Origin of the sequence: Zavarzinia aquatilis (assembly GCF_003173035.1) — a bacterium.
Classification (GTDB): Bacteria; Pseudomonadota; Alphaproteobacteria; order Zavarziniales; family Zavarziniaceae; genus Zavarzinia; species Zavarzinia aquatilis.
Window position 1 is genome coordinate 303,351 of the sequence record NZ_QGLE01000003.1, and the last position, 21,888, is coordinate 325,238.

The following is a 21,888-nucleotide window of genomic DNA, read 5'->3' on the forward strand; positions in this document are numbered from 1 at the left end:
TTTGTGAAGGTTCGATGAGTTCCAGCCCCGCCGTCGCGGCCCCGGCCGCAGAACCGTTGGATGTCGCCGACGCCGCCCGCCTGATGCGCCGGGCGACGATGGCGTCGGTCGGCGTCGCGCTGACCCTGATCGCCATCAAGATCGCGGCCTATGTCCTGTCGGGCTCGGTCGCCATGCTGTCCAGCCTGGTCGATTCGTCGCTCGACGCGGCGGCTTCGCTGGCGACCCTGTTCGCGGTTCATCAGTCGACCGCGCCCGCCGACCGCGAGCACCGCTTCGGCCACGGCAAGGCGGAGGCGCTGGCGGGACTCCTGCAGGCCGCCATCGTTTCCGGCTCGGGCATGTTCCTGCTGTTCGAATCAGTGCGGCGCATCCTCAACCCGGCGCCGATCGACAACGGCCTGATCGGCATCGGGGTCATGGTGATCTCGATCGTGCTCACCCTCGGTCTCGTCACCTATCAGCAACGGGTGGCGCGGCGCACGGGCTCGATCGCCGTCTCGGGCGACCGGCTGCATTATCTGTCGGACCTTCTGTCCAACGCGGGCGTCATCCTCGCCCTCGTGCTCGCCAGCCAGTTCGGCCTCGTCGAGGCGGATGGCATCATCGCCCTCGGGATCGCGGGCATCCTGCTGCATGGCGCCTATGGCATCGTGCGCGGCGCCCTCGACATGCTGATGGACCGGGAATTGCCGGATGTGGAGCGCGCGCGGATCATCGAGATCGTGAAGGCGGAACCCCGTGTCCTCGCCCTTCACGACCTGCGGACGCGGCGCTCCGGCCTCGCGACCTTCATCCAGCTCCATCTGGTGCTGGATGCCGATATGAAACTTCGTGATGCCCATGGGATCGCGGAAGCAGTAGAACAGGCGTTGATCACCGCTTTCCCCGGTGCCGAGGTGATCATTCACGAAGATCCGGACGGGGTTGAGGAATCGGACGGCCACGCCCGCCGGATCTGATACAGGATCCGCCCGCGCCGCAGGTCCGGCCGAGGATCGAGATAGCCATGCCCGTAGTTGAAAATACCCGTCGTACCCTGATCCTGACCGGCGCCAGCCGCGGCATCGGCCATGCCACCGTCAAGCGCTTCTCGTCGGCGGGCTGGCGGGTGATCACCCTGTCGCGCCAGCCTTTCCCGGAGAATTGCCCCTGGGCCGCCGGTCCCGAGGATCACGTCCAGATCGACCTTGCCGACGTCGACGCCATGCCCCGGGTGATCGAGGAAATGCGCAGCCGCCTGGTCGACGGCCGGCTCGACGCCCTCGTCAATAATGCCGGCATTTCGCCGAAAGGCCCGGGCGGCAGCCGACTCGGCACCATCGAGACGGAGTTCGAGACCTGGGACCGGGTGTTCCGGGTGAATTTCTTCGCGCCTGTCCTGCTGGCGCGCGGGCTGCTGCGGGAATTGCAGGCGGCGCAGGGTTCCATCGTCAATGTCACCTCGATCGCCGGCTCGCGCGTGCATCCTTTCGCCGGTTCGGCCTATGCCACGTCGAAGGCGGCGCTGGCGGCGCTGACCCGCGAAATGGCCTCGGACTTCGGCCCGCTCGGCATCAGGGTCAATGCGATTTCCCCCGGCGAGATCGAGACGGCGATTCTCTCGCCCGGGACGGAGAAGCTGGTCGAACAGATCCCGCTGCGCCGCCTCGGCTCCACCGCCGAGGTCGCCAAGGCGATCTATTTCCTGTGCACCGAGCAGTCGTCCTATGTCTCGGGCGCGGAATTGCACATCAACGGCGGCCAGCACGTCTGATCGCCAATGGGAGGATCGGCGCCGATCCTCCCCCATTCCCGATTAAAATTGTTTCGCACTGCGGCGAAGCCGGTATTTACGGCGGCGCCGGACGTGTTACGCTTCTTTTACGAAGCAGGTGTTCAATCAAATCGCGGGCATGTTCCCGCCGTAGAGCAATTCCCGGGAGTAGAGCTGATCCAGCGCATGTAACTGTCAAGATACGGAGGGTTCTGCATGAGCGACTTCGAACGCATGTTGTCGGACTATCGCCTTACCACGGCGGAAATTCTGTACCATATGCCGGATCATCCGAGTCTGCTGCAAAGCTATACTTGGCAGAAACTTGACATCGCGCCGCGATACCCGGAACTGAAACGTTTCCTCGACTTCTGGGAAGCCAATCTCGACGGCAAGCTTCATTCGGTGAAGGTGATGTCCAACCGCATCATCAAGCCGGGCGAATACCGCCACACCCAGAATTACTTCACGCTGCACTGAACGGCTCGCGCCCCGTCAGCGGGGTGTCAGCACCTTGAAGACGCCGGTGCCGGTGGCGATCACGGTCTCGCCCGACCAGATGCGCCCCTGCACCGTGCGGAAACTCTCGTCGGCGGCGACGATGTGGCCCGTGCCCTCGATCCAGGCGCCGAAGGGGGCGCCGGCAATGAAATCGACCAGCAGGCGCACGGTGATCCAATTGTCCCGGGTCCGGTGCGAGATGGCATGGCCGAAGGTGACATCGGCAAAGCCCATCAACATGCCGCCATGGCAATTGTTCAGTGTGTTGGTCAGATGGGGGCCGACCCGGAACCCCCGGATGAAACCGCCGTCTTCCGTCTCGCGCTCGAACAGCGGGCCGATGGAGAGGCCGTAGCCGCTGCGCACCGGCAGGCGGGTGAAGCCCGGCGGCGGGGCGGGATCGAAGGTATCGCTGCTATCGTTCATGCCGCCATCGGACGAAGTGCTGAATTCGCCGTCAAGCCCGAAGTCCTACAAGGCGATCAGCGGCACGCCGAGCAGCGAGGGGAACAGCGCCATGATCGGGTCCGGCCGGGTGAACTGGATGCGACCCCAGGCTTCGCCGGTCTCGACCCAGCCCTGGGCGCGATAGAACGCGCGGCCCGAAGCATTCTGTGCGTCGCAGCGCAGGTGCGCGCCAAGACCGAGGATGCGGCCGGTTTCCGCCAGCAGCAGGGCGCCCGCGCCCCTTCCTTGGGCCTCGGGCGAGACGAAGAGCAATTCAAGCTCGCGGTGGCGGCGGTCGAAGCCGGCGAAACCGGCGACCAGTCCCTGATGCTCGACGACGACGATCTCGAGATCGGCGGTCGCCAGCTCGAAATCCTCGGTCGAGAAACGGTCGGCGGGAACATCGGGGCGCGCCCGGCGGCGGGCGGCGACGAAAATACCGGCGCAGGCCGGGGCATCCGCCGCCAGCATCGGCCTCACGCGAAGTCTGTCGCCTTCCGCCATGTCATTTCGTCCCCAGGTCGGAAACCGTTTTTCCCGGTCTATCCGCGTTTGGCATGACAGCCCGCCAGATGGTCATCGACCATCCCGACGGCCTGCATGAAAGCATACACGATGGTCGGCCCGACGAAGCGGAAGCCGAATTGTCGCAGGGCCTTCGACATCGCCTCGGCTTCCGGGCTCGATGTCGGGGCCTGCGAAATGCTGGTCCAGGTGTTGACGATCGGGCGATCCTTCACGAAGGACCACAGGAAGCGCGAAAAGTCGCCTTCCCTTGCCTCGATGTCGAGGTAACCCCGGGCATTGCCGATGGTTGCCTCGATCTTGCCGCGATGGCGCACGATGCCGGGATCGGCCAGCGCCCCGGCGATCTCCGCCTCGCCCCAACGCGCCAGCGTCGCCGGCTCGAACCCCTCGAAGCGGCGGCGGAAGCCGTCGCGCTTGCGCAGGATGGTGATCCAGGCAAGGCCGGCCTGAAACCCGTCGAGGATCAGCTTCTCGAACAGGGCGCGGCTGTCCCGCTCGGGCACGCCCCATTCGTCGTCGTGATAGGCCATGTATTCGGGCAAGGTGCCGCACCAGGGGCAGCGCGCCTTGCCGTCGTCGTGGACGATGAGGCCGGTTTCGCGCATCACGCCGCCGTCGTCGGAATCGGGTGGATCACCAGGCCGTCGGCGGTGAAGACGTGGTCCTCGCCCTCGGCCGGATCGAGAAATTCGAGACGGATCATGGCGAGGCCGACACCCGGCACCGCCGTCCGCATGGCACCGGCGTCGCGCCCGCCGAACATGATCGTGGTATCGGGCGGCGGCGGCGGCGCGGCCGGATCGAATTCCACGGTCATCAGCTTCTTCCTGATGGTGCTGCGGTGCTTGGTGCGCGCCGTCAGCTCCTGTCCGACGTAGCAGCCCTTGGTGAAGGAGACGCCGTTCAACTCCTCGAAATTATTCTCGAGCAGAAAGCCGCGATCGACCGCGATATCGCGCGAGCCGTCGGGCACGCCGAGGCTCAGGCGATGCCGCTCCCATGCAGCCTCGCCCTCTTCGGGGACAAGGCCGGCCGCCGCCAGCGCCGCCTCGACGGCGGCGCGCGGGCCGACCAGGCGAACGCCGAGCGCGGCCTTGCGCGGGTCGACGAAGACCGCGCCGCCGCCGTCCAGCGGGCGGGCGGCGCCAGCGTCTTCGGAGAGGCCGAAGCGGGCGGCGACACCGTCGCCGAAGGCGACCGCGACGGCTTGGCCGTCCGGCGCGGCGATGCCGATCTTGGCCCGCAGGCGGTACATGGTCAGGCGGCGCTGCAGGTCGGCCTTGCGCGCCTCTTCCGTGTCGATCAGCACGCCGTCGCCACTGTCGGCAAGGATCAACTCGTGCAGGAACTTGCCCTGCGGCGTCAGCAGGGCACAGAACAGGGCGTGTCGCGGGGTCAACAGGGCGGTGTCGTTCGAGACGAGACCCTGAAGGAAACCGCGTACATCCTCGCCGTCGAGGCGCAGGAGGCCGCGGCCCGGCAGCAGCGTGGCGAAGGGCGTTGCAGTTTCGGTCATGTCCAAAGAGTTCGGCGCGGCCGCCCGTTAGTCAAGTGCCGGCCAAGCATGACGGTCATCGACCAAAGACACAGGCGGGGGCCTGTTCCAGCTCTTTCCGGGCGTAATCGCGGCCGAGGGCCAGCGCCCGGTCGAAAGCCTTCCAGTCGAGGAAATCCACGCTTTCCACCGGCGGCCGCAACACGAGGTCGGCGAGGCCCGAGCCCAGCAGATCGCCGGCCGGCGACTTCACCGTGCCGGCACGCAACAGGATCTGGAAGATCGAGGGCATCGCCGGCCGCCGCCGCAGGACGACGCGCTCGAAGCTGGTTTCCTCCGGCCGCGCGCCCGGCGCGGAAAAGGCCGGGGCCTCGCCGACATCGACCGCGACGATGGCGCCCCGGCCGAGGCGGCGCATGGGGGTGACCGGCAGATTGTCGAGCACGCCGCCATCGGCGAAGACGGTGCCGGCCTCGTCCACCCAGGGCGGCATGATGCCCGGAATGGCGACACTGGCGCGCAGCCAGGACCACAGCGGCCCCTGCCGGTGCACGGCGAGGCGGCCCGCGGTCAGATCGGTGCTGACACAATAATAGGGCAGCCACAGATCCTCGATCCGCCTTTCGCCGAAGGCTTCGCGCAGGCGCCTGATCACCCGGCGACCGGCGGTCAGGGCGACCATGGGCAGGGTGAAATCGTTGACCGGATTGCTGTCGACGAAGGCGCGGCGGAAGCGCGGCTCGGCCTCGAAGGCTTCCCAGCGCAAGGCGGCACCGGCGCCGACGATGGCGCCGATGGAGCAGCCCCCCACCATGTCGATGGGCACGCCCGCCTCGGCGAGGGCGCGCAGCACGCCGAGATGGGCGAAGCCCCGCGCCCCGCCGCCCGACAGGACGAGGCCGACCGCATGGCCGGTGACCTGCCGCGCCAGGCGGGCCGAATCGCCCCAGTCGCCGATCCGCACCTGATGATGCAGCGCGAAATCACGGCCTTCGAGGAAGGCGGCGGTACCGCCGGGGGACAGGCGGTCGTGCGGGTGCAGCAGCACGAGTTCGAGGCCGAGGCCCCGCTCCCGCGCGACCGCCTCCAGCGGGTGACGGTGGCCGGCCCTGGTGTCGTCCGCGTCGGCGACGACGAGCACGAGATCGGCCTGACGCAGGCACAGGCTGCTCCACGGCCCCGCGCTTTCGTCGGCCTGATAGAGGATGTAGTCGTTGGCGGTCTCGATGTCGTGGAACCAGTCGGTCTGGCGATTGCCGCCCTCGCTCTCGCCGATCTCGGCGACCCGGCCATAGAGCCGCATCGCCCGGGCGAGGTCGCGGCGCAGGGCCACGCAGTCGCGCGCGCTGCCGGCGGGCAGCAGGGCGATGCTGCGCGGGCGTGCCGCGGGCGTCCCGCCCGGGTGATCCTGGATCGCCTCCAGCCGGGTGACGATCTGGCGCGTCACCCCCAGCATGGCTTCCGGGTGGCGGTGCACCAGCGCCTCGAAGGCGGCGCGGTCGAGACGCAGGATCTCGCAGTCCCGCTCGGCGATGGCCGAGGCAGAGCGGGCGCGGCCGGTAACCAGCGCCATCTCGCCGACGACTTCGCCGGCACGGACGCGGGCGATGCGCCGACGCACGCCATCGGGCGCGACCCGCACGATGGACAGGCCGCCGCGCAGCACGACATAGAGCGCGTCGCCCGGCTCGCCCTGGGCGAACAGCGTGTGGCCGCCGGGCAGGCTGTACCATTGCCCGTGCTCGACCACCGCCGCCCGTTCGTCTTCGCCAAGGTCGGCGAAGAAGGCGATGCCGTCGATCAGGGTGGCGTCTTCGCCGCCGATGGCCATCGGCTCAGGCGAGTCGCCACAGGGCGTCGATGGTCGCCGAAGGTTCCGCCTCGACCGCACCGCGGTCGTGGAGATGCAGCAGATGGGCGAAGGTCGAACGCGCGGCGGCCGGGAACAGGCCGGGGTCGACCCCGGCGTAGATGACGGGGACCATGTCCATGATCCGGGCGGGGCCGTCCGCCAGTTGCTGCACGATCTGTCCCTCGCGCTCGCCCCGGTGGGCGATGAAGGCGCGGACATGCGGATGCGGTTCGGTGATGGCGGGGCCATGGGTCGGCCAGAACACGCGCTCGTCCCGTTCGAGGAGCCGGGCGAGGCTCGCCATGTAATCGCCCATGTCGCCATCGGGCGGCATGATCACGCTGGTCGACCAGCCCATGACGTGATCGCCCGAGAACAGGACACCGGCCTCGCGCCAGGAAAAGCACAGGTGGTTCGAGGTGTGGCCCGGCGTGTGCACGGCCTCGATGGTCCAGCCTTCGCCCGCGACGACATGGCCGTCCTCCAGCCTTATGTCGGGCACGAAGTCCATGTCGCCGCCCTGTACCGCCTGATGTCCCGCGGCCTCGCGCCGGCCGCTGCCATGGGGGCCGTAGCCATAGGTGGGGGCGCCGGTCGCGGCCTTCAGCGGGGCGGCGCCCGGCGAATGGTCGGTATGGGTATGGGTGACGAGGATATGGCTGACCGTCTCGCCGGCGAGGCCCTGCAGCAGGGCGTCGATATGGGCGGGATCGTCCGGCCCGGGGTCGATCACCGCGACCTTGCCCTCGCCGACGACATAGGTGCCGGTGCCGTGGAAGGTGAAGGACGAGGGATTGCGCGCGAGAATCCGGCGCAAGCCTGGGGCCACGGTCTCCAGTCTGCCGTATTCGAAGCTCATGTCCTTGCGGAAGGGGATCTGTACCGCCATGGCCGCGCGCCTCCTCTGTCGTTTCGTCGATTATATCGGGGCGAAGCCGCCGACCAGCAACAGCAGCATGGCGGCGACGAGGCCGGGGCCGAAGGGCGGATCGTCGGCGAGCCGGCGGAATGCGAGAAAACCCAGCGCGACGACGACGGTGACGAGGCTCGCCCCCATGAAGCACAGCGCGAGGCCGACCGGCCCCAGCCAGATGCCAAGGCCCGCGACCAGCTTCACGTCGCCAAGGCCCAGCCCCTCCCGCCCGCGCAGCCAGGCATAGGCGGCGCCGAAGGCCCAGAGAAAGGCCGCGCCGCCGATGCCGGTGGCGAGGCCCTGCCAGCCCCGCCCGGTGGCGACGGCGTCGACAAGGCCGAGGAGGGCGGTCGCCAGCGACCATTCGTTGGGAATGCGCCGGTGGTCGAGATCGAAGGCGAGGATGGCGCTGCCGATGCCGGCCATGGCGATCAGGGCGTAACCATGGGGCGCGAAGCCGGTGCGGGCGAGGGCGGCGGCGGCGATCCCCGCGGCGGCGAAGGCCGCCGGCAGGCCGAAACGGGGCGCCGGCAGCGCCCGCGCCCGCGCCAGCGCGATGTTGATGCGCCAGCCGGCCAGCCCGGCGATCAGGCCGAGCAGGGCGCCGACATAGGGCGCGAAGCGGTCGATATCGAACAGGCCGATGTCAGACATGACCGGCGATGGCGACAAGGCCGAAAACGAGGCCAAGGCAAGCGGCAGCGCCGAGGAGATCGCCGGTGAAGCCGCCGAAACGGTCGCGGCCGACGGCGACGGCGACGAGGCCGGCGATGACGACCGCGAGGGCGGCGGGCAGGACACCCCAGCCAAGACAGACGATGCCGATGCCAAAGGCGAAAACGGCGCCGCTCAGCGCCCGCTCCCCATCAATCCGGCCGACCGAGGCGCCGAGTCCATCGGGCCGGGCGGGGTCGAGCAGGGCGAGGGGCAGGACGAGGGCGAGGCGCGCGCCGGCATTGGCGGCGATCGCGGCGAAGACGAGACCGCCCGCGCCCCAGCCGGTGCCGATCTGGGCCAGCAGGACGAGGCGCGCGGCCAGCGACAGGAACAGGGCGAGGCTGCCGAAACTGCCGATGCGGCTGTCGCGCATGATGGCGAGGCGGCTGGCGACGTCGCGCCCGCCCAACCCGTCGGCGACATCGGCGAGACCGTCCTCGTGCAATCCGCCGGTGATCAGGATTTCAGCGGCGATGATGGCGATGGCGACACCCCAGATGCCGAGGCCGAGGCCATGGGCGACCAGCCCGGCGATCCCGGCCAGCAGGCCGATCAGGGCGCCGACCAGCGGAAAGCACCAGACCGCGGCGCCAAGGCTGCCCGGCGGCAGCACGGGCAGCGACCCCGCCGGCAGCCGGGAGAACAGCGACAGGGCGAGGCGGAATTCGGTGGCGGCGTCGGTTCGGTTCATGACGGGATCTTGCATTTCACACTTCTGCGGCCGGCACGGAACGGTTACTGCTGGGGCCCGCCATACGAGACCCTGCCAGCTTTAGCCATGACGATCAAACCGCCCGTCGACCTCGCCGGCCTTCGCCTCCTGATCGAAACAATGCCCGATGGCGACGAGACGGCGGCTTCGGCCGCGATCGCGCGCGACCGGCTGCTGACCAAGCCGCCCGGTGCCCTTGGCCGGCTGGAGGATCTGGCCATCTGGCTCGCCCGCTGGCAGGCCCGCGCGCGGCCCCGGGCCGAGTCGGTCCGAATCGCCGTCTTCGCCGGCAATCACGGCATCGCCGCGGCCGGTGTTTCGCCCTATCCGGCCAGCGTCACCGTCCAGATGGTGGCCAATTTCGCCGCGGGCGGCGCCGCGATCAACGCGCTCTCGGGCGCCATCGGTGCCGATCTGACCGTCGTCCCCCTCGATCTCGACCGGCCGACGGCGGATTTCCGCGCAGGTCCGGCGATGGACGAGGCGGAATTCGTTGCCGCCGCCGCCGCCGGCATGGCCGTGGTCGTGCCCGGGCTCGATCTTCTGTGCCTCGGCGAAATGGGCATCGGCAACACGACGGCGGCGGCCGCCCTGTCGGCCGGGCTGTTCGGGGGCGACGCCGCGGCCTGGGTTGGACCCGGCACCGGCGCGGTCGGCCCCGTGCTCCAGGCCAAGATCGCCGCGGTCGAGTCGGCCGTCGCCTTCCACCGGGCGCAGTGCGACGATCCATTGGACCTCGCGCGGCGCCTCGGCGGGCGGGAACTGGCCGCCATGCTGGGCGCCTGCGTCGCCGCCCGCCATGCCCGGGTGCCCGTCGTGCTCGACGGTTATGTCGCGACCGCGGCGGTCGCCGCCCTTGGGCTGCTGCGCGCGGGCGGTCTTGGCCATGCCGTCGCCGGTCACTGCTCGGCCGAGCCGGCGCACCGCCGGTTGCTCGACCGGCTCGGCCTTGTCGCGCTGCTCGATCTCGGGATGCGGCTGGGCGAGGCGTCGGGCGCGGCGCTTGCCGCCGGCATCGTGCGGGCGGCGGCGCGCTGCCATGGTGAAATGGCCAGCTTCGCCGAAGCGGGGGTCGACGGCGGGGTCTGAGCCCCGCCGCCGGATCAGCGCCCGAAGCGCGCGGAAACCGCGCGTGCCGGTTCGTCGGTCACGATGCCGTCGACGCCGAGGGCGATGATCCGCCGATACATGGCGAGGGCGTCGCGCCGCGGCTTCACCGGATCGTCCGCATCGGCGAAGCCGCCGACGAAGAGCTGAAGCCCGGCGGCGCGGGCGTCGTCGACGATGGTCGAGGCCGGCATGGCGCCGCCGTCGGCATAGGTGCCCTGAACATCCTGCACGTCGACCAATACGGCATCGGCGAAATTGCGCACGGCACGCAGCCCGTCCGGGGTCTGATAGTCGCCGAAGCTGCGGCGGTCGCCGGTCTGGGCGGCGTCGCCGGGTCGCTGGGTCGACGGGCCGAGCACGAAGACCCGCGGATTGCCGCCGGTCGCGCCGAGGCGGGCGAAGCTCGACGGCTCGCTGGTGCCGATCAGCACGTCGGACACGCCGTTCAGGCGATATTTCTGCAGGGTGGCGAGCAGGCGCGGCTCCATCGGCCGGCCCCGGGCGGCGTGAATCGCGGTATCGTGCAGCACGATCAGCAGGGCGATGCGGCGCCGACGCTCCATCTTGCGCCGTTCGACGAGGACGAGCAGGTCCTCGAGAATGGGCGCGGTGAACATGCCGTCGAAGGCGGTGCTGCGACCCGCGATGGGTTGGGTCGCGGTCAGCCGGGCGTAATCGCTGTAGAAGGTCAGGTCGATGGGGCGGCCGACCGGCGGCGCCTCGCCCTTGATCGGTGCCGGCGCCGGCAGCAGGCTGGCGGCATCGGTATTTTCCGCGAGGTTGCGGGCGGTGCGAATCACCTGGACGCCGTCGGCCGTCTGATAGACGTCGACCCGCAGGCCATCCGCCCCTTGGGCGATGGCGAGATCGAAGGCCGCCAGCGTTCCTTCGGGGAAGGTGACGGCGGCGCCATCGCGGGCGAAGACCTGCACGCCATCGGCCCGGGCAACCCCATCGAGAAGCAGGGGCGAAACGGCGACCAGGCCGGCAATCAGCAAGCGCCGAAACATGACCGGCTCTCCACGTCAGGACAAAACTGCGCCGACCTTAGCCGACAGGACGGCATCAATGAAGATCGCGAGTGCGGGATTTTGCCCCGATGCGGCCCCGGGCCGCGGATTCGCACCCTTTGCCGCAGTTGCGAACGATTTTGTCAGTTGCAAAGGCGCGCCGAGTTTGCACACTCGCGCACCATAAGCCGGATGTTGCGCAAAGCCGGCAGCTCGAGCTGGGGAGAAGGCCATGAAGCCACCGTTCCGCAAGGTCACTTATCTGTCGAACGAAATCGGGATCGAGCGCCGCGACGGCGGCGAGATGATCCTGCGCCTTGCCGAACCCCTGGCCGACTACGATCACAACATGATCGTGCCGCTGCGCAAATGGGCGGCGGCGGAGCCGGATACCCTGTGGCTGGCCCAGCGCGGCCCGGACCGCGACTGGCGCAAGGTGACCTATGGTCAGGGGCTGGGCCATGTGAACGCCATCGCGGCGGCCATGCTGGCGCGCGGCCTTGGTCCGTCGGACGCCGTCATGGTCCTGTCGGGCAATTCCGTCGAACATGCGCTGATGATGTATGGCGCCATCGCGGCCGGCGTTCCCGTCAGCTCGATCAGCCAAGCCTATTCGCTGATGTCGATGGACCACGCCAAGCTGGTCTATGTCTTCGACATGATCAGGCCGAAGGTCATCTTCGTGCAGAACGGCCGCTTCTTCGAGGCGGCGCTGACCAAGCTGAACCTCGACGGTTGCGAGGTCGTCTATGTTCAGGATGCGCCGGGCGGCCTGCCGGCGACCGATTTCCGCGACCTGCTGGCGACGCCGATCGGCCCCGAGGTCGATGCCGCCTTCGCCGCGCTCGGCCCCGACAGCGTGTGCAAATATCTCTTCACCTCGGGCTCGACCGGGATGCCCAAGGCGGTGATCAATACCCACCGGATGCTTTGCGCCAATGTCCGCATGGCGAGCCAGCTGGTGCTCGACCAGGCGGCCTGGCGGGCGGCGGAAGGGGCGCCGGTCTCGGTCGACTGGCTGCCGTGGAGCCACACCTTCGGCGGCAACGCCAATCTGCACGGCGCGCTCTATAATGGCGCCAGCCTCTATATCGACGACGGCCGCCCGCTGCCCGGCCTGTTCGACGAGACGATCGCCAATCTGCGCGAAATCTCGCCGACGACCTATATGAACGTGCCCGTTGCCTTCTCCATGCTGCTGTCGGCGATGGAGAAGGACGAGGTATTGGCCAAGAGCTTCTTCGCCAGGCTGAAGTTCTGCGCCTATGGCGGCGCGGCCCTGTCGCAGGACCTGTGGGAGCGTTTCCAGATTCTCGCCGTCAAGGTGACGGGCGAGCGGGTGATCTTCACCACGGGCTGGGGCGCCACCGAGACCGCGCCGGTCGCGACCAGCGTGTTCCGCGAGTCCGAGCGGGTCGGCATGATCGGCCTGCCGCTGCCCGGCGTCGAGCTGAAGCTGGTGCCGACGGCCCATACCTATGAGGTCCGGGTGCGCGGGCCGCTGGTGACGCCCGGCTATTACCTCGACCCGCAGAAGACGGCCGATGCCTTCGACGAGGAAGGCTTCTACAAGATCGGCGACGCCGCGAAATTCCTCGACCCCGAGCATCCCGAACTCGGCCTCGTGTTCGACGGCCGCGTGGCCGAGGATTTCAAGCTCGACACCGGCACCTGGGTGCAGGCGGGCCGCTTGCGGGTCGATCTGGTCGGCGCGGCTGCCCCGGCGATCCAGGACGCGGTGATCTGCGGCCACGACCGCAAGTTCGTCGCGGCGCTGGCCTGGCCCAACTGGGTCGGCCTGCCCAAGGTGGTGACCGACGAGGCGGCGCAGGGCTCGCTCGACACCATGCTGAATTCGAGCCAGCTGGTCGAACACGTCCGTCAGGGCGTCCGCGCCCACAACAAGGCCAACCCGGGCTCGTCCACGGTGATCCGCCGGGTGCTGTTCATGGCCGAACCGGCCAGCCTCGACGGCGGCGAAATCACCGACAAAGGTTATATCAACCAGAAAGCAGCCTTGACCCGCAGGGCCCATCTCGTCGAAAAGCTCTATGCCGATCCGCCGGGGAATGACGTGATCGTGATCTGATGGGGTGGTACCGGGGGATATGGATATCGAGCTGTTCGTCCGCGCGCTGATCGTCGGTTATGTCGTTGCGGCGCCGGTCGGACCCGTCAATCTGGTCTGTATCCACCGGACCCTGCATATCAGCCGGGTGAACGGCTTCATGGCCGGGGTCGGCGGCGCGGTGGCGGACGGGCTGTTCGCCGTCGTCGCCGCTTTCGGCCTGACCACGATTTCCGACTGGATGCTGTCGCATGATGGCTGGATGCGCCTGTTCGGCGGATTTTTCCTGATCGGGCTCGGGCTTCGGACCTGGTTCACGACGCCCAAGGATCGCGAATTGAAGGCCGACGAAGGCTCGATCCCGCACGCCATGGCGGGCACCTTCCTGCTGACGGTGACCAATCCGATCACCATTCTCGGCTTTGCCACCGTCTTCGCCTCGACCGGGCTGACCGGCGACGGTTCGCTCGCCGGGGCATCGCTGACCGTGGCCGGCGTCTTCGCCGGCTCGGTGCTGTGGTGGCTGACCCTCGCGCTGCTGGTCGGGCTGCTGCGCGGCCGGCTCGAGGCGCGGGGCCTCGTGCTGATCAACCGCATCTCGGGCGCGGCGATCATCGGCTTCGGCGTCTGGGCGCTGGCCAGTCTCGTCTATCACCCGCTGTTCGCCGGCATCCTGCCGGCGGCGAATTGAAGCTTCACCCGCCGCGGACGACGAATTTCGGATTGCGGAATTCGGGCTTGCCGTAGGACAGCGCCGCCCCTTCGAGGGTGGTGACCGTGCCCCCGGCCGACAGCACGACCGCGTGGCCCGCCGCCGTGTCCCATTCCATGGTCGGTCCCATGCGGGGATAGAGATCGGCCGCGCCCTCGGCGACCAGGCAGAATTTCAGCGACGAGCCGGCGGCGACCATCGACGCGACCTGAAGGTCGGCCAGGAATTCATCCGTTTCCTTGTCGCGGTGGCTGCGGCTGGCGACCACGGTCAGGCCGGACGGCGGCACCGGGCGAACCTTGATCGACTGGGGCGGCAGGCCCTGCTTGCGCACCATGGCGGTGCCGGTGCCGTATCCGGTATGGGTCCAGCCCTTGGCCGGGGTGTGGACGACGCCGAGGATGGGGATGCCGTCCTCGATCAGGGCGATGTTCACCGTGAATTCGCCGTTCTTCTTGATGAATTCCTTGGTGCCGTCCAGCGGATCGACCAGCCAGAAGCGGTGCCAGGTCGCCGGATTGCCCGGCGGCAGCTGCCCGGCCGAGGCCGCTTCCTCGCCGACGACCGGGATATCCGGGGTCAGCTTCAGGAGGCCGGCGGTGATCACGGCTTCGCCCGCGACATCGGCATCGGTCACCGGGTCGTTGGCGCCCTTGGCCCTGACGTCGAAATCGGTCGCGTAGATCTTCATGATCTCGACGCCGGCGGCGACGGCGAGATCGGCGATGGCGACGATCAGGTCGGCGCGGGTGGCGGTGTCGAGACGGGGCATGTCAATCCGGTACAGCGGGCGGAAGCGGTTGGAAGCTTTACAATGTTCAGTCGCGGCAAGGCAATGTGAGAAAGCCTCACGCCCGGTCTAATGAGCGATCGCCTCCAGCGCGGCGCGCAAGGGCGCCGCCAGCGCCATCGGCCGGCGACTGGCGCGGTCGACATAGACATGGACGAAGAAGCCTTCCGCCGCGGCTTCGGCCTCGTCGTTGCGGAACAGGGCGATTTCGTAGCGCACGGACGAGGTGCCCAGCTTGCCGACCCGGATGCCCGCCGTGATCACATCGGGGAACGCAAGCTCCCCGTGGTAGCGGCAGCCGGTCTCGACCACGAGGCCGATCTGCCCGCCCTTGTGGATGTCGAGCACGCCCTGTTCGATCAGCCAGCCGTTCACCGCCGTGTCGAACAGCGCGTAATGCACCACGTTGTTCATGTGGCCGTAGATGTCGTTGTCCATCCAGCGGGTGGTGATGGTGCGAAAGGCGGGAAAGCCGTCGCGGGTGGCGGGGGGGATACGCGAACTCATGGAACCTCCGGCTTACCAGGCGGCGCGATAGATCGAGAGGGCATCGGCTTCGGTCACGGGGCGCGGATTGTTGACCAGCAGGCGCTGCTGCTTCATCGCGTCGCTCGCCAGCCGGGGCAGGGCTTCCTCGCCGATGCCGACATCGCGGAGGCGCGGCTGCAGGCCGATCCGCGCGGCAAGCAGGGTCAGCGCCTCGATGAAGCCGGCGCAGCGGCTCTGCACGCTGTCCTCGGCGGCAAGGACGGGGAAGGCGTCGGCCGCGATCTCGGCATAGAGCGTCGCGGCGTCCGGCGCGTTGAAGCGCAGGACATGGGGCAACATCAGCGCGTTGGACAGGCCGTGCGGCACATGGAACAGGCTGCCCACCGGATAGGCGAGGGCATGGACCGCGGCGACCGGCGAATTGGCGAAAGCCTGCCCCGCCAGCATGGAGCCGAGCAGCATGGCGCCCCGCGCCTCGATATTCTTGCCGTCGAACACCGCCGTCTCGATATGGGCGCCGATCAGCTGCAGGGCCTGCCGGGCCAGCATCTTCGACAGCGGGTTGTTGTTCGGGCTGGCCGAGGCATAGGCCTCGATCGCATGGACCATGGCGTCGACCCCGGTCGCCGCGGTGATCGCCGGCGGCAGGCCGAGGGTGAGCAGCGGGTCGAGCACGGCGACATCGGGCAGGATGACGGCGGAGGAGACGCCGCGCTTCTCCTCTGCCCCGACGGTGATGATGGAAACCGGCGTCACCTCCGACCCCGTACCCGCCGTCGTCGGCACCAGCAGCAGCGGCAGGCGCGGCCCTTTGGCGTTACCGACGCCCCAGGCGCCATCCAGATCCTCCCCCGAGCCGAGCAGCAGCGCGGCCAGTTTCGCGACATCGAGGGAGGAGCCGCCGCCGAAGCCAACGACACCGGTCACGTCCCCCGTCCGCCCGGCGGCGACCGTCGCGTTCAGCGTTTCCAGCGAGGGATCGGCCTCGACCGTGTCGAAGACGGTCAGGGCGATGCCGGCGGCTTCGAGCGCGGCCAGCGCCGGGTCGCACAGGCCGAGCCGGCGCAGGCCCGGATCGGTGACGAAGAGCAGCCGGGGGCCAAGGCGCCGCGCGTGATGGGCCAGCCGCGTCGCCGCGCCCGCCTCGAAGACGATGGATGGCGTCGTGTTGAAGATGAACCCGGACATCGCTTGGTTCCCCCAGAATCGTTTTGTCGAGCGGTCTTGCTTTGTTATCGGCGGACTGTGACCCGACACGGCGAAGGGATCAACCGCCGCCCGGCGCATCCGGCTCTTGCAGGGATGCAAGACGGGCGCGCAGGCGCGGCGCCGCGAAATCGACGAAGGCGCGCAGCTTGGCGGCGACCAGCCGGCTTTCGGGATAGACGAGATGGACGGGCAGGGGCGGCGGCTCGAAATCCGGCAACAGGCGGATCAGGCGCCCGGCGCGCAGGTCGGCATCGGCCTGATAGGACAGCACGCAGGTCACGCCCCGGCCCTCGACCGCCGAGGCGACGGCGGCCATGGCGTCATTCACCTCCAGCGGCGGGGTGATGGCGACGGTCTGGGCCGCGCCGCCACCCGGGCCGGGCGGAAAGCGCCAGCCCCGTGCCCCGGCGACATGGGAAAAGCCGATGCAGCGCAGCCGCGCCAGATCGGCCGGACCATGCGGCGGCGCGACACCCGCCAGATAGGCGGGACTGGCGCAGAGAATGCGGCCCACGCTGCCGACCTGGGTGGCGATCAGGCCGGAATCGGGCAGCGGGCCGATCCGAAGGGCGACATCCATGCCCTCTTCGGCGAGGTTCACCACCCGGTCGATCAGCAACAGCCGCACCCGTACCGAGGGATGGCGCTCAAGGAAATCGTCGATCAGGGGGCGCGCGTGCAGCCGGCCGAAACTGACCGGCGCCGTCACATTCAGGGTGCCGCGCGGCGCCTCCCGCTCCCCGGCGGCGAGACGTTCGGCATCGTCGACTTCGGCCAGGATGCGCCGACAGCTCGACAGGTAGCGCTCCCCCGCTTCCGACAGGCGCAGGGTCCGCGTCGTCCGCAGCAACAGGCGCGCGCCGATCCGCTCTTCCAGCAGGGACAGCGCCCTTGTGACGGCGGCGGGCGAACGACCCAGCCGGCGCGCCGCCCCGGCCAGACTGCCGGCCTCGACCGTCGCGACGAAGATCTTCATGACATCGAAGCGGTCCATTGATCATTCCACCAAACGCAATAATGCCTTCAGCATTATGGCTATCAGAAGAAATGACAAGCGCGCCTAGGCTCCGGGTGTCGCTTCCCCCATCCGCCCCACCCCGGAGTTTCATGATGAGCCGTATTCCCGCCCTCGATCCTGCCGCAACCGAAGGCAAGGCCCGCGACCTGCTGGCCGCCGTCAATGCCGGCATCGGCATGACGCCCAATCTGTTCCGGGTCGCCGCGCAGGCCCCCGCCGCCCTCGAAGGGCTGCTCGGCCTCTCGTCGGCGCTGGCCGGTGGCAGCCTCGGCGTGAAGCAGCGCGAGGCCATCGCCCTTGCCGTCGCCGAGGCGAACGGCTGCGACTATTGCCTGTCCGCCCATAGCGCGCTGGCGCGCCGGGCCGGCCTGTCCGATGCCGATATCGCCGAGGCCCGCCGCGCCCATTCGCCCGATCCGAAGACCGATGCCATCCTCGGTTTCGCGCGGCTCGTCGTCGAACAGCGGGGCGTGGTGCCGGATCAGGCGCTCGACCGGCTGCGCGAACTCGGCATCGGTCATGGCGCCGTGGTCGAGATCGTGGCCCATGTCGCCTTGAACAGCTTCACCAATTACCTCAACCATGTGGCGGGAACCGAGGTCGATTTCCCGCTGGTCCAGGCCGTCGCCGCCTGATCGCCGACAATACCGCCGGCAGGGAGGACGTCATGCAGCACCCTTCGAGCGACATCGCCTTCACGCCGGCGGTCAAGGATATCCAGCGCCGCCGCCAGTCGCGCGCCTTCTACGAGAAGATGGAGGCGCAAGGGGGCTTTCGCACCGGCGTGACGCCGGAGCTGGTGTCTTTCCTCACCGTGGTCGATACCGCGTTTCTTGCCACCGCGACGAAGGACGGCCAGCCGTATGCCCAGCACCGGGGCGGCCCCAAGGGCTTCATCCGCGCCCTCGATGACGAGACCATCGGTTTCGTCGACTACAGTGGCAACCGGCAATACGTGACCACCGGCAACCTGTCGGAAAACGACCAGGCCTTCCTGTTCCTGATCGACTATGCCGAACAGCGCCGGGTGAAACTGTGGGGCCACGCCCGCGTCGTCGAAGGCGACGAGGAGCTGACCCGGCGCCTGATGCCCGAAAACTATCGCGCCTGGCCGGAACAGGTGATCCTGTTCACGGTCGAGGCCTGGGACGTGAACTGCAAGCAGCATATTCCCCGGAAACTCGATCTCGCCGATGTCGCGGGCGCAATCGGTCATCTGGAACAGCGACTGGCCGCGGCCAATGCCGAGATCGAGCGCCTGCGCGGCCTTCTGGGCGAGAGAGGTTGAGATGCGTGTCCTGATCGTCCATGCCCATCACGAGCCGACCAGTTTCAACACCGCCCTGTTGACGACGGCGCGCGAGACGCTGGCGGCGGCCGGGCACGAGCTGCGGGTCTCCGATCTCTACGCCATGGGTTTCCAGCCGGTGTCCGACCGGCGCAATTTCAGGACCGTGGCCAACGCCGAGCGGCTCGACCAGCAGGCGGAGGAGCGGCTGGCGGCGGCTTCGGGCGGTTTCGCCGACGATGTCGCGGCCGAAATCGAAAAGCTGCTGTGGTGCGACCACCTGATCTTCCAGTTTCCGATCTGGTGGCTGGGCCTGCCGGCGATCCTCAAAGGCTGGGTCGATCGGGTCTTCGCCCTCGGCGTCGCCTATGGCGGCGGGCGCTGGTTCGATGGCGGCGCCCTGGCCGGCCGGCGGGCGATGCTGTCGGTCACGGTCGGCGGCACCGCCGAGGTCTATTCCGACATCGGCGTCTATGGCCCGGCGGAAGACATATTGTTCCCGATCCATCGCGGCATCTTCGGCTTCACCGGCTTTCAGGTGATCGAGCCCTTCGTGGTCTATGGCCCCGGGCGGATGGATCCGACCACGCGGGCGGGCGTGCTCGCCGCCTACCGCGAAAAACTGCTGGGGCTGGAGCGGGCTGCCGTGCTGCCCATGCCCAAGGTGGCGGATTACGAGCGCCTGGTGCTGAAGCCCGGGCTCAGGCCGGCCGCGCCCTGATGCCTTCGATCAGCAGGCTGGCCATGAAGTCGACATGGCGCTCGATCGACTCAGGGCTGAGCGGGTCGATGCCATAGAGCGGCCGCAACGCCGGGCCCGAGCTGAAGAAGGACACGACCGCCCCGACCATCGACTGCATGAAATGCGGGATCGGGATCGGCCTGATGACACCGACCGCCATGCCGTGCTCGAGCAGCGGCACCATGATCTGATGCAGCGGCGTCAGCAGGTGTTCCGTCAGCCAGTCCAGCCGGCTGCCGGGGTTCAGAGTCTCCCTGGTCACGATCAGCGCGGCCAAAGGATTTTCCGCGGAAAAGCGGGTGAAGGTGCGGATCGCGTGTTCGCAGGCTTCGATCGGGCCGAGAAAAGCCAGTTTCGGCCCCTCGACGGCGACCCGGTCGAAGATCGGGGCGAAGGCCCGGGTCGAGGCTTCGCGCCACAGCTCTTCCTTGCTGCGGAAATAGTAATAGATGTGCGGGTGGTGTACCCCCGCCGCCGTGGCGATGCGCAGGACCGAGGCCGCGTCGAAGCCGACGGTGGCGAATTCCTGGGCCGCGGCCGAAACGATCTTCTCCCGCAACCGGGGTTGCAGGGCGGAGGGTTGGCGTGGCGAGCGGCGGCGGCCGCTTTTCCCGGTTTCAGACACGGCGGTCACAGAAAAATTGTCATTACTCCTCAATACCAGATGGCGGCCCCGCTGTCGAAGGCAGTGCTGACGGGATGTGTTCGCCGTCACAGGCCGAATTTACGGCGGGCGTCGATGGCGAGGCCGATGCCGACACTGCCGAAGATGTCGCCATCGACCGGCCGGGCCGCCGGCAGATGGGCGAGAATGGCGCGGCGGACGGCGGGCACGGCGGTGGAGCCGCCGGTGAGGAACACGGCCTCGACCGCGTCGGGGGCTATGCTGGCCTCGCGCAGGCAGCGGTCGATGCCGGCGAGAATCGCGGCGACATGGGGCGCCAGCACGGCTTCCAGCTCGCCCCGGGTCACGGCGATGTCGACCGGCCGCGACAGGGGCAGGGCGACATGGGTTTCCTCGACGTCGGAGAGCGCGATCTTGGCGCTCTCGACCAGTCCGGCCAGCCGGTGTCCGTTGCGATGGGTCAGCAGGTCGAGCAGCCGCTCGACCAGGTCGGGGCGGTCGATGGTGAGCAGCAGGCTCTTGAAATAATGGATGTTGTTCGAGGTGTAGAGGCTGGGGATGCGATGCCAGGTGGCGAGGTCCTGATAGAGCCGGATCGGCATCGGCAGTTTCTTCGGCCCGATCAGCGCCTTCATGCCGAGTTCCGGCATGGCCCGGGCGAGGCTGAGGTCGCGGTCGAAATCGGTGCCGCCGATATGGACGCCCGCCCGGCCCAGGATGTCGCCCGAACGGTCGGCCTTGCCGGCATGGCGCGGCGACAGGCGGGTGACGGCGAAATCCGAAGTGCCGCCGCCAAGGTCGACGATCAGCGCCAGTTCCTCGTGGCTGACCGATTGCTCGTAGTCGAGGGCGGCGGCGACCGGCTCGAACTGCAGCTCGATATGGCGAAAGCCCTGCGCCCTGGCGATGGCGACCAGTTCCGCCTCGGCCCGCGCGTCGGCCTCGTCGTCGTGATCGACGAAGCGGACCGGCCGGCCCAGCACGACACTGTCGACGGGGCCGCCCAGCCGGGCTTCCACCGTCGTCTTCAGATGGTGCAGGAACAGGCCGATGATGTCGCGGAACGAGACCCGGCGCCGGCCGACCAGCGTCGTCTCCTCGATCAGGGCGGAGCCGAGCACGCTTTTCAGCGCGCGGAGCAGGCGGCCCTCGGTGCCCTCGACATAGGCGCCGATGCCGTCGCGGCCGAAGCGCGTCCGGTGCTCCTCATAGTCGAAGAAGATCGACGAGGGCAGGGTGACGCTGTTCCCCTCGAGCGGGCAGAGCGTGAAGCCGTTGCCGGCGACGATGCCGGCGGTCGAATTCGAGGTGCCGAAGTCGAGACCGCAGTAAAGCCCGCTCATGCCCCACCCCCCAGACGCCGGATTTTCTCGTAGCGGCGCACCACCTTGTCGCGGCGCAGGCGCGACAGGCGCTGCAGCCAGAAGATGCCGTCCAGCTGATCGACCTCATGCAGCAGGCAGGTGGCGCGCCAGCCTTCCGCCTCGCCCTCGTGGGGGGCGCCGGACAGGTCGGCCCAGGTCAGGCGGATGCGGGCGGGACGGGTCACCGCGTCGACCACGCCGGGCATCGAAACGCTGCCCTCGTCCCGCGTGACGACGTCGTCCGAAGTCCAGGTGATGTCCGGATTGACGAAGACCTCAACCGGCGCATCGCCCAGCTTCAGCACGACGAGGCGCTGCATCACGCCGACATGGGGCGCGGTGATGCCGACGCCGCCCGCCTCGATCATGGTTTCGGTCAGGTCGGCGGCCAGCGCGGCAAGGCCGGGGCCGAAATCGGAAACGGACCCGGCCTTCTGGCGCAGCAGGGGATCGGGGAAGCGGAGAATCGGACGAATCGGCATCCATCTTTCTAGCCCGGCGGCCGGGGCCGGACCAGTCTGCCGTCCCGCTCGTTCCTTGCC

Annotated in this window: 24 protein-coding genes and 1 pseudogene; 9 read left to right on the forward strand and 16 right to left on the reverse strand. The window is 68.7% G+C overall.

Annotated features, from left to right (window positions below; translation table 11 throughout):
* The first annotated feature begins 14 nt into the window (after positions 1–14).
* The 3 genes from DKG74_RS07675 (at position 15) to DKG74_RS07685 (ending at position 2,236) form a co-directional block, all read left to right on the forward strand.
* Positions 15–962 carry a cation diffusion facilitator family transporter gene (locus tag DKG74_RS07675; RefSeq protein ID WP_109904340.1) on the forward strand — a complete coding sequence of 316 codons (948 nt, stop codon included), beginning with the start codon at positions 15–17 and terminating at the stop codon, positions 960–962.
* A gap of 47 nt (positions 963–1,009) precedes the next feature.
* Positions 1,010–1,756 (forward strand): SDR family NAD(P)-dependent oxidoreductase, encoded by a 747-nt coding sequence (locus DKG74_RS07680; RefSeq protein WP_109904342.1) that lies wholly within the window; start codon positions 1,010–1,012, stop codon positions 1,754–1,756.
* Between the two features lie 216 nt (positions 1,757–1,972).
* On the forward strand, positions 1,973–2,236 hold the full coding sequence (locus tag DKG74_RS07685) for an usg protein (RefSeq protein WP_109904344.1): 264 nt from the start codon (positions 1,973–1,975) through the stop codon (positions 2,234–2,236).
* Positions 2,237–2,251: 15 nt separating this feature from the next.
* Here DKG74_RS07685 and DKG74_RS07690 read toward each other — a convergent pair whose 3' ends face one another.
* From DKG74_RS07690 to DKG74_RS07725, 8 genes are read right to left on the reverse strand one after another with little or no spacing between them, the layout of a single operon-like run.
* Positions 2,252–2,683 (reverse strand): PaaI family thioesterase, encoded by a 432-nt coding sequence (locus tag DKG74_RS07690; protein WP_109904346.1) that lies wholly within the window; start codon positions 2,681–2,683, stop codon positions 2,252–2,254.
* A gap of 45 nt (positions 2,684–2,728) precedes the next feature.
* The gene (locus DKG74_RS07695) at positions 2,729–3,208 is read right to left on the reverse strand and encodes a GNAT family N-acetyltransferase (RefSeq protein WP_109904348.1); all 480 of its coding nucleotides are present in this window, start codon (positions 3,206–3,208) and stop codon (positions 2,729–2,731) included.
* A gap of 38 nt (positions 3,209–3,246) precedes the next feature.
* Positions 3,247–3,837 (reverse strand): DNA-3-methyladenine glycosylase I, encoded by a 591-nt coding sequence (locus DKG74_RS07700; RefSeq protein ID WP_109904350.1) that lies wholly within the window; start codon positions 3,835–3,837, stop codon positions 3,247–3,249.
* Complete coding sequence (ygfZ, locus tag DKG74_RS07705) at positions 3,837–4,748, reverse strand: CAF17-like 4Fe-4S cluster assembly/insertion protein YgfZ (RefSeq protein ID WP_109904352.1); 912 nt, start codon at positions 4,746–4,748, stop codon at positions 3,837–3,839. The genes DKG74_RS07700 and ygfZ overlap by 1 nt, the downstream gene beginning before the upstream one ends.
* 55 nt (positions 4,749–4,803) lie before the next feature.
* Positions 4,804–6,558, reverse strand: coding sequence for a patatin-like phospholipase family protein (locus tag DKG74_RS07710; RefSeq protein WP_109904354.1), 1,755 nt, complete (start codon positions 6,556–6,558; stop codon positions 4,804–4,806).
* A gap of 4 nt (positions 6,559–6,562) precedes the next feature.
* The gene (locus DKG74_RS07715) at positions 6,563–7,468 is read right to left on the reverse strand and encodes an MBL fold metallo-hydrolase (RefSeq protein WP_109904356.1); all 906 of its coding nucleotides are present in this window, start codon (positions 7,466–7,468) and stop codon (positions 6,563–6,565) included.
* A gap of 30 nt (positions 7,469–7,498) precedes the next feature.
* Complete coding sequence (locus DKG74_RS07720; RefSeq protein ID WP_109904358.1) at positions 7,499–8,146, reverse strand: prepilin peptidase; 648 nt, start codon at positions 8,144–8,146, stop codon at positions 7,499–7,501.
* Positions 8,139–8,900 (reverse strand): adenosylcobinamide-GDP ribazoletransferase, encoded by a 762-nt coding sequence (locus tag DKG74_RS07725; protein WP_165837584.1) that lies wholly within the window; start codon positions 8,898–8,900, stop codon positions 8,139–8,141. The genes DKG74_RS07720 and DKG74_RS07725 overlap by 8 nt, the downstream gene beginning before the upstream one ends.
* Positions 8,901–8,987: 87 nt before the next feature.
* Between DKG74_RS07725 and cobT the strand changes: the two genes are divergently transcribed.
* Positions 8,988–10,010 (forward strand): nicotinate-nucleotide--dimethylbenzimidazole phosphoribosyltransferase, encoded by a 1,023-nt coding sequence (gene cobT, locus DKG74_RS07730; RefSeq protein ID WP_109904362.1) that lies wholly within the window; start codon positions 8,988–8,990, stop codon positions 10,008–10,010.
* A gap of 14 nt (positions 10,011–10,024) precedes the next feature.
* Here the strand turns inward: cobT and DKG74_RS07735 are convergent, their stop codons facing one another.
* Positions 10,025–11,041, reverse strand: a complete 1,017-nt coding sequence (locus DKG74_RS07735) for a glycerophosphodiester phosphodiesterase family protein (RefSeq protein WP_109904364.1) — start codon at positions 11,039–11,041, stop codon at positions 10,025–10,027.
* A gap of 229 nt (positions 11,042–11,270) precedes the next feature.
* On the opposite strand from DKG74_RS07735, the pseudogene DKG74_RS07740 reads away from it, so the two are divergent.
* A pseudogene (locus DKG74_RS07740) lies at positions 11,271–13,130 on the forward strand (AMP-binding protein); the annotation flags it as partial.
* A gap of 19 nt (positions 13,131–13,149) precedes the next feature.
* Positions 13,150–13,800, forward strand: a complete 651-nt coding sequence (locus DKG74_RS07745) for a LysE family translocator (protein WP_109904368.1) — start codon at positions 13,150–13,152, stop codon at positions 13,798–13,800.
* 4 nt (positions 13,801–13,804) lie between these two features.
* Here the strand turns inward: DKG74_RS07745 and cysQ are convergent, their stop codons facing one another.
* The 4 genes from cysQ to DKG74_RS07765 all read right to left on the reverse strand — a co-directional run bounded on the left by cysQ (position 13,805) and on the right by DKG74_RS07765 (position 17,303).
* Entirely contained in the window at positions 13,805–14,593 is a 789-nt protein-coding gene (gene cysQ / locus DKG74_RS07750) for a 3'(2'),5'-bisphosphate nucleotidase CysQ (protein WP_109904370.1), read from the reverse strand.
* Between the two features lie 87 nt (positions 14,594–14,680).
* Positions 14,681–15,118, reverse strand: a complete 438-nt coding sequence (locus DKG74_RS07755; protein ID WP_109904372.1) for an acyl-CoA thioesterase — start codon at positions 15,116–15,118, stop codon at positions 14,681–14,683.
* 12 nt (positions 15,119–15,130) lie between these two features.
* Positions 15,131–16,288 carry an iron-containing alcohol dehydrogenase gene (locus tag DKG74_RS07760; protein WP_109904374.1) on the reverse strand — a complete coding sequence of 386 codons (1,158 nt, stop codon included), beginning with the start codon at positions 16,286–16,288 and terminating at the stop codon, positions 15,131–15,133.
* Positions 16,289–16,367: 79 nt separating this feature from the next.
* The gene (locus tag DKG74_RS07765; protein WP_109904376.1) at positions 16,368–17,303 is read right to left on the reverse strand and encodes a LysR family transcriptional regulator; all 936 of its coding nucleotides are present in this window, start codon (positions 17,301–17,303) and stop codon (positions 16,368–16,370) included.
* 116 nt (positions 17,304–17,419) lie between these two features.
* On the opposite strand from DKG74_RS07765, the gene DKG74_RS07770 reads away from it, so the two are divergent.
* Genes DKG74_RS07770 through DKG74_RS07780 form a run of 3 tightly spaced genes read left to right on the forward strand, consistent with a single transcriptional unit; the run spans position 17,420 to position 19,336 of the window.
* Positions 17,420–17,962 carry a carboxymuconolactone decarboxylase family protein gene (locus DKG74_RS07770; protein WP_109904628.1) on the forward strand — a complete coding sequence of 181 codons (543 nt, stop codon included), beginning with the start codon at positions 17,420–17,422 and terminating at the stop codon, positions 17,960–17,962.
* Positions 17,963–17,994: 32 nt separating this feature from the next.
* Positions 17,995–18,615 (forward strand): pyridoxamine 5'-phosphate oxidase family protein, encoded by a 621-nt coding sequence (locus DKG74_RS07775; RefSeq protein WP_109904378.1) that lies wholly within the window; start codon positions 17,995–17,997, stop codon positions 18,613–18,615.
* A gap of 1 nt (position 18,616) precedes the next feature.
* A complete protein-coding gene (locus DKG74_RS07780; protein ID WP_109904380.1) occupies positions 18,617–19,336 on the forward strand; it encodes an NAD(P)H-dependent oxidoreductase in 720 nt (239 codons plus the stop codon).
* On the opposite strand, the gene DKG74_RS07785 is transcribed toward DKG74_RS07780, so the two are convergent.
* The 3 genes from DKG74_RS07785 to DKG74_RS07795 form a co-directional block, all read right to left on the reverse strand.
* The gene (locus DKG74_RS07785; RefSeq protein ID WP_133251537.1) at positions 19,317–19,916 is read right to left on the reverse strand and encodes a TetR/AcrR family transcriptional regulator; all 600 of its coding nucleotides are present in this window, start codon (positions 19,914–19,916) and stop codon (positions 19,317–19,319) included. The two genes, DKG74_RS07780 and DKG74_RS07785, sit on opposite strands and share 20 nt — an antisense overlap.
* Positions 19,917–20,068: 152 nt before the next feature.
* Positions 20,069–21,325, reverse strand: a complete 1,257-nt coding sequence (locus tag DKG74_RS07790; RefSeq protein ID WP_109904384.1) for an Hsp70 family protein — start codon at positions 21,323–21,325, stop codon at positions 20,069–20,071.
* Positions 21,322–21,828 (reverse strand): peptide deformylase, encoded by a 507-nt coding sequence (locus DKG74_RS07795; protein ID WP_109904386.1) that lies wholly within the window; start codon positions 21,826–21,828, stop codon positions 21,322–21,324. Before DKG74_RS07795 ends, DKG74_RS07790 begins: the two co-directional genes overlap by 4 nt.
* Between the last annotated feature and the right edge of the window lie 60 nt (positions 21,829–21,888).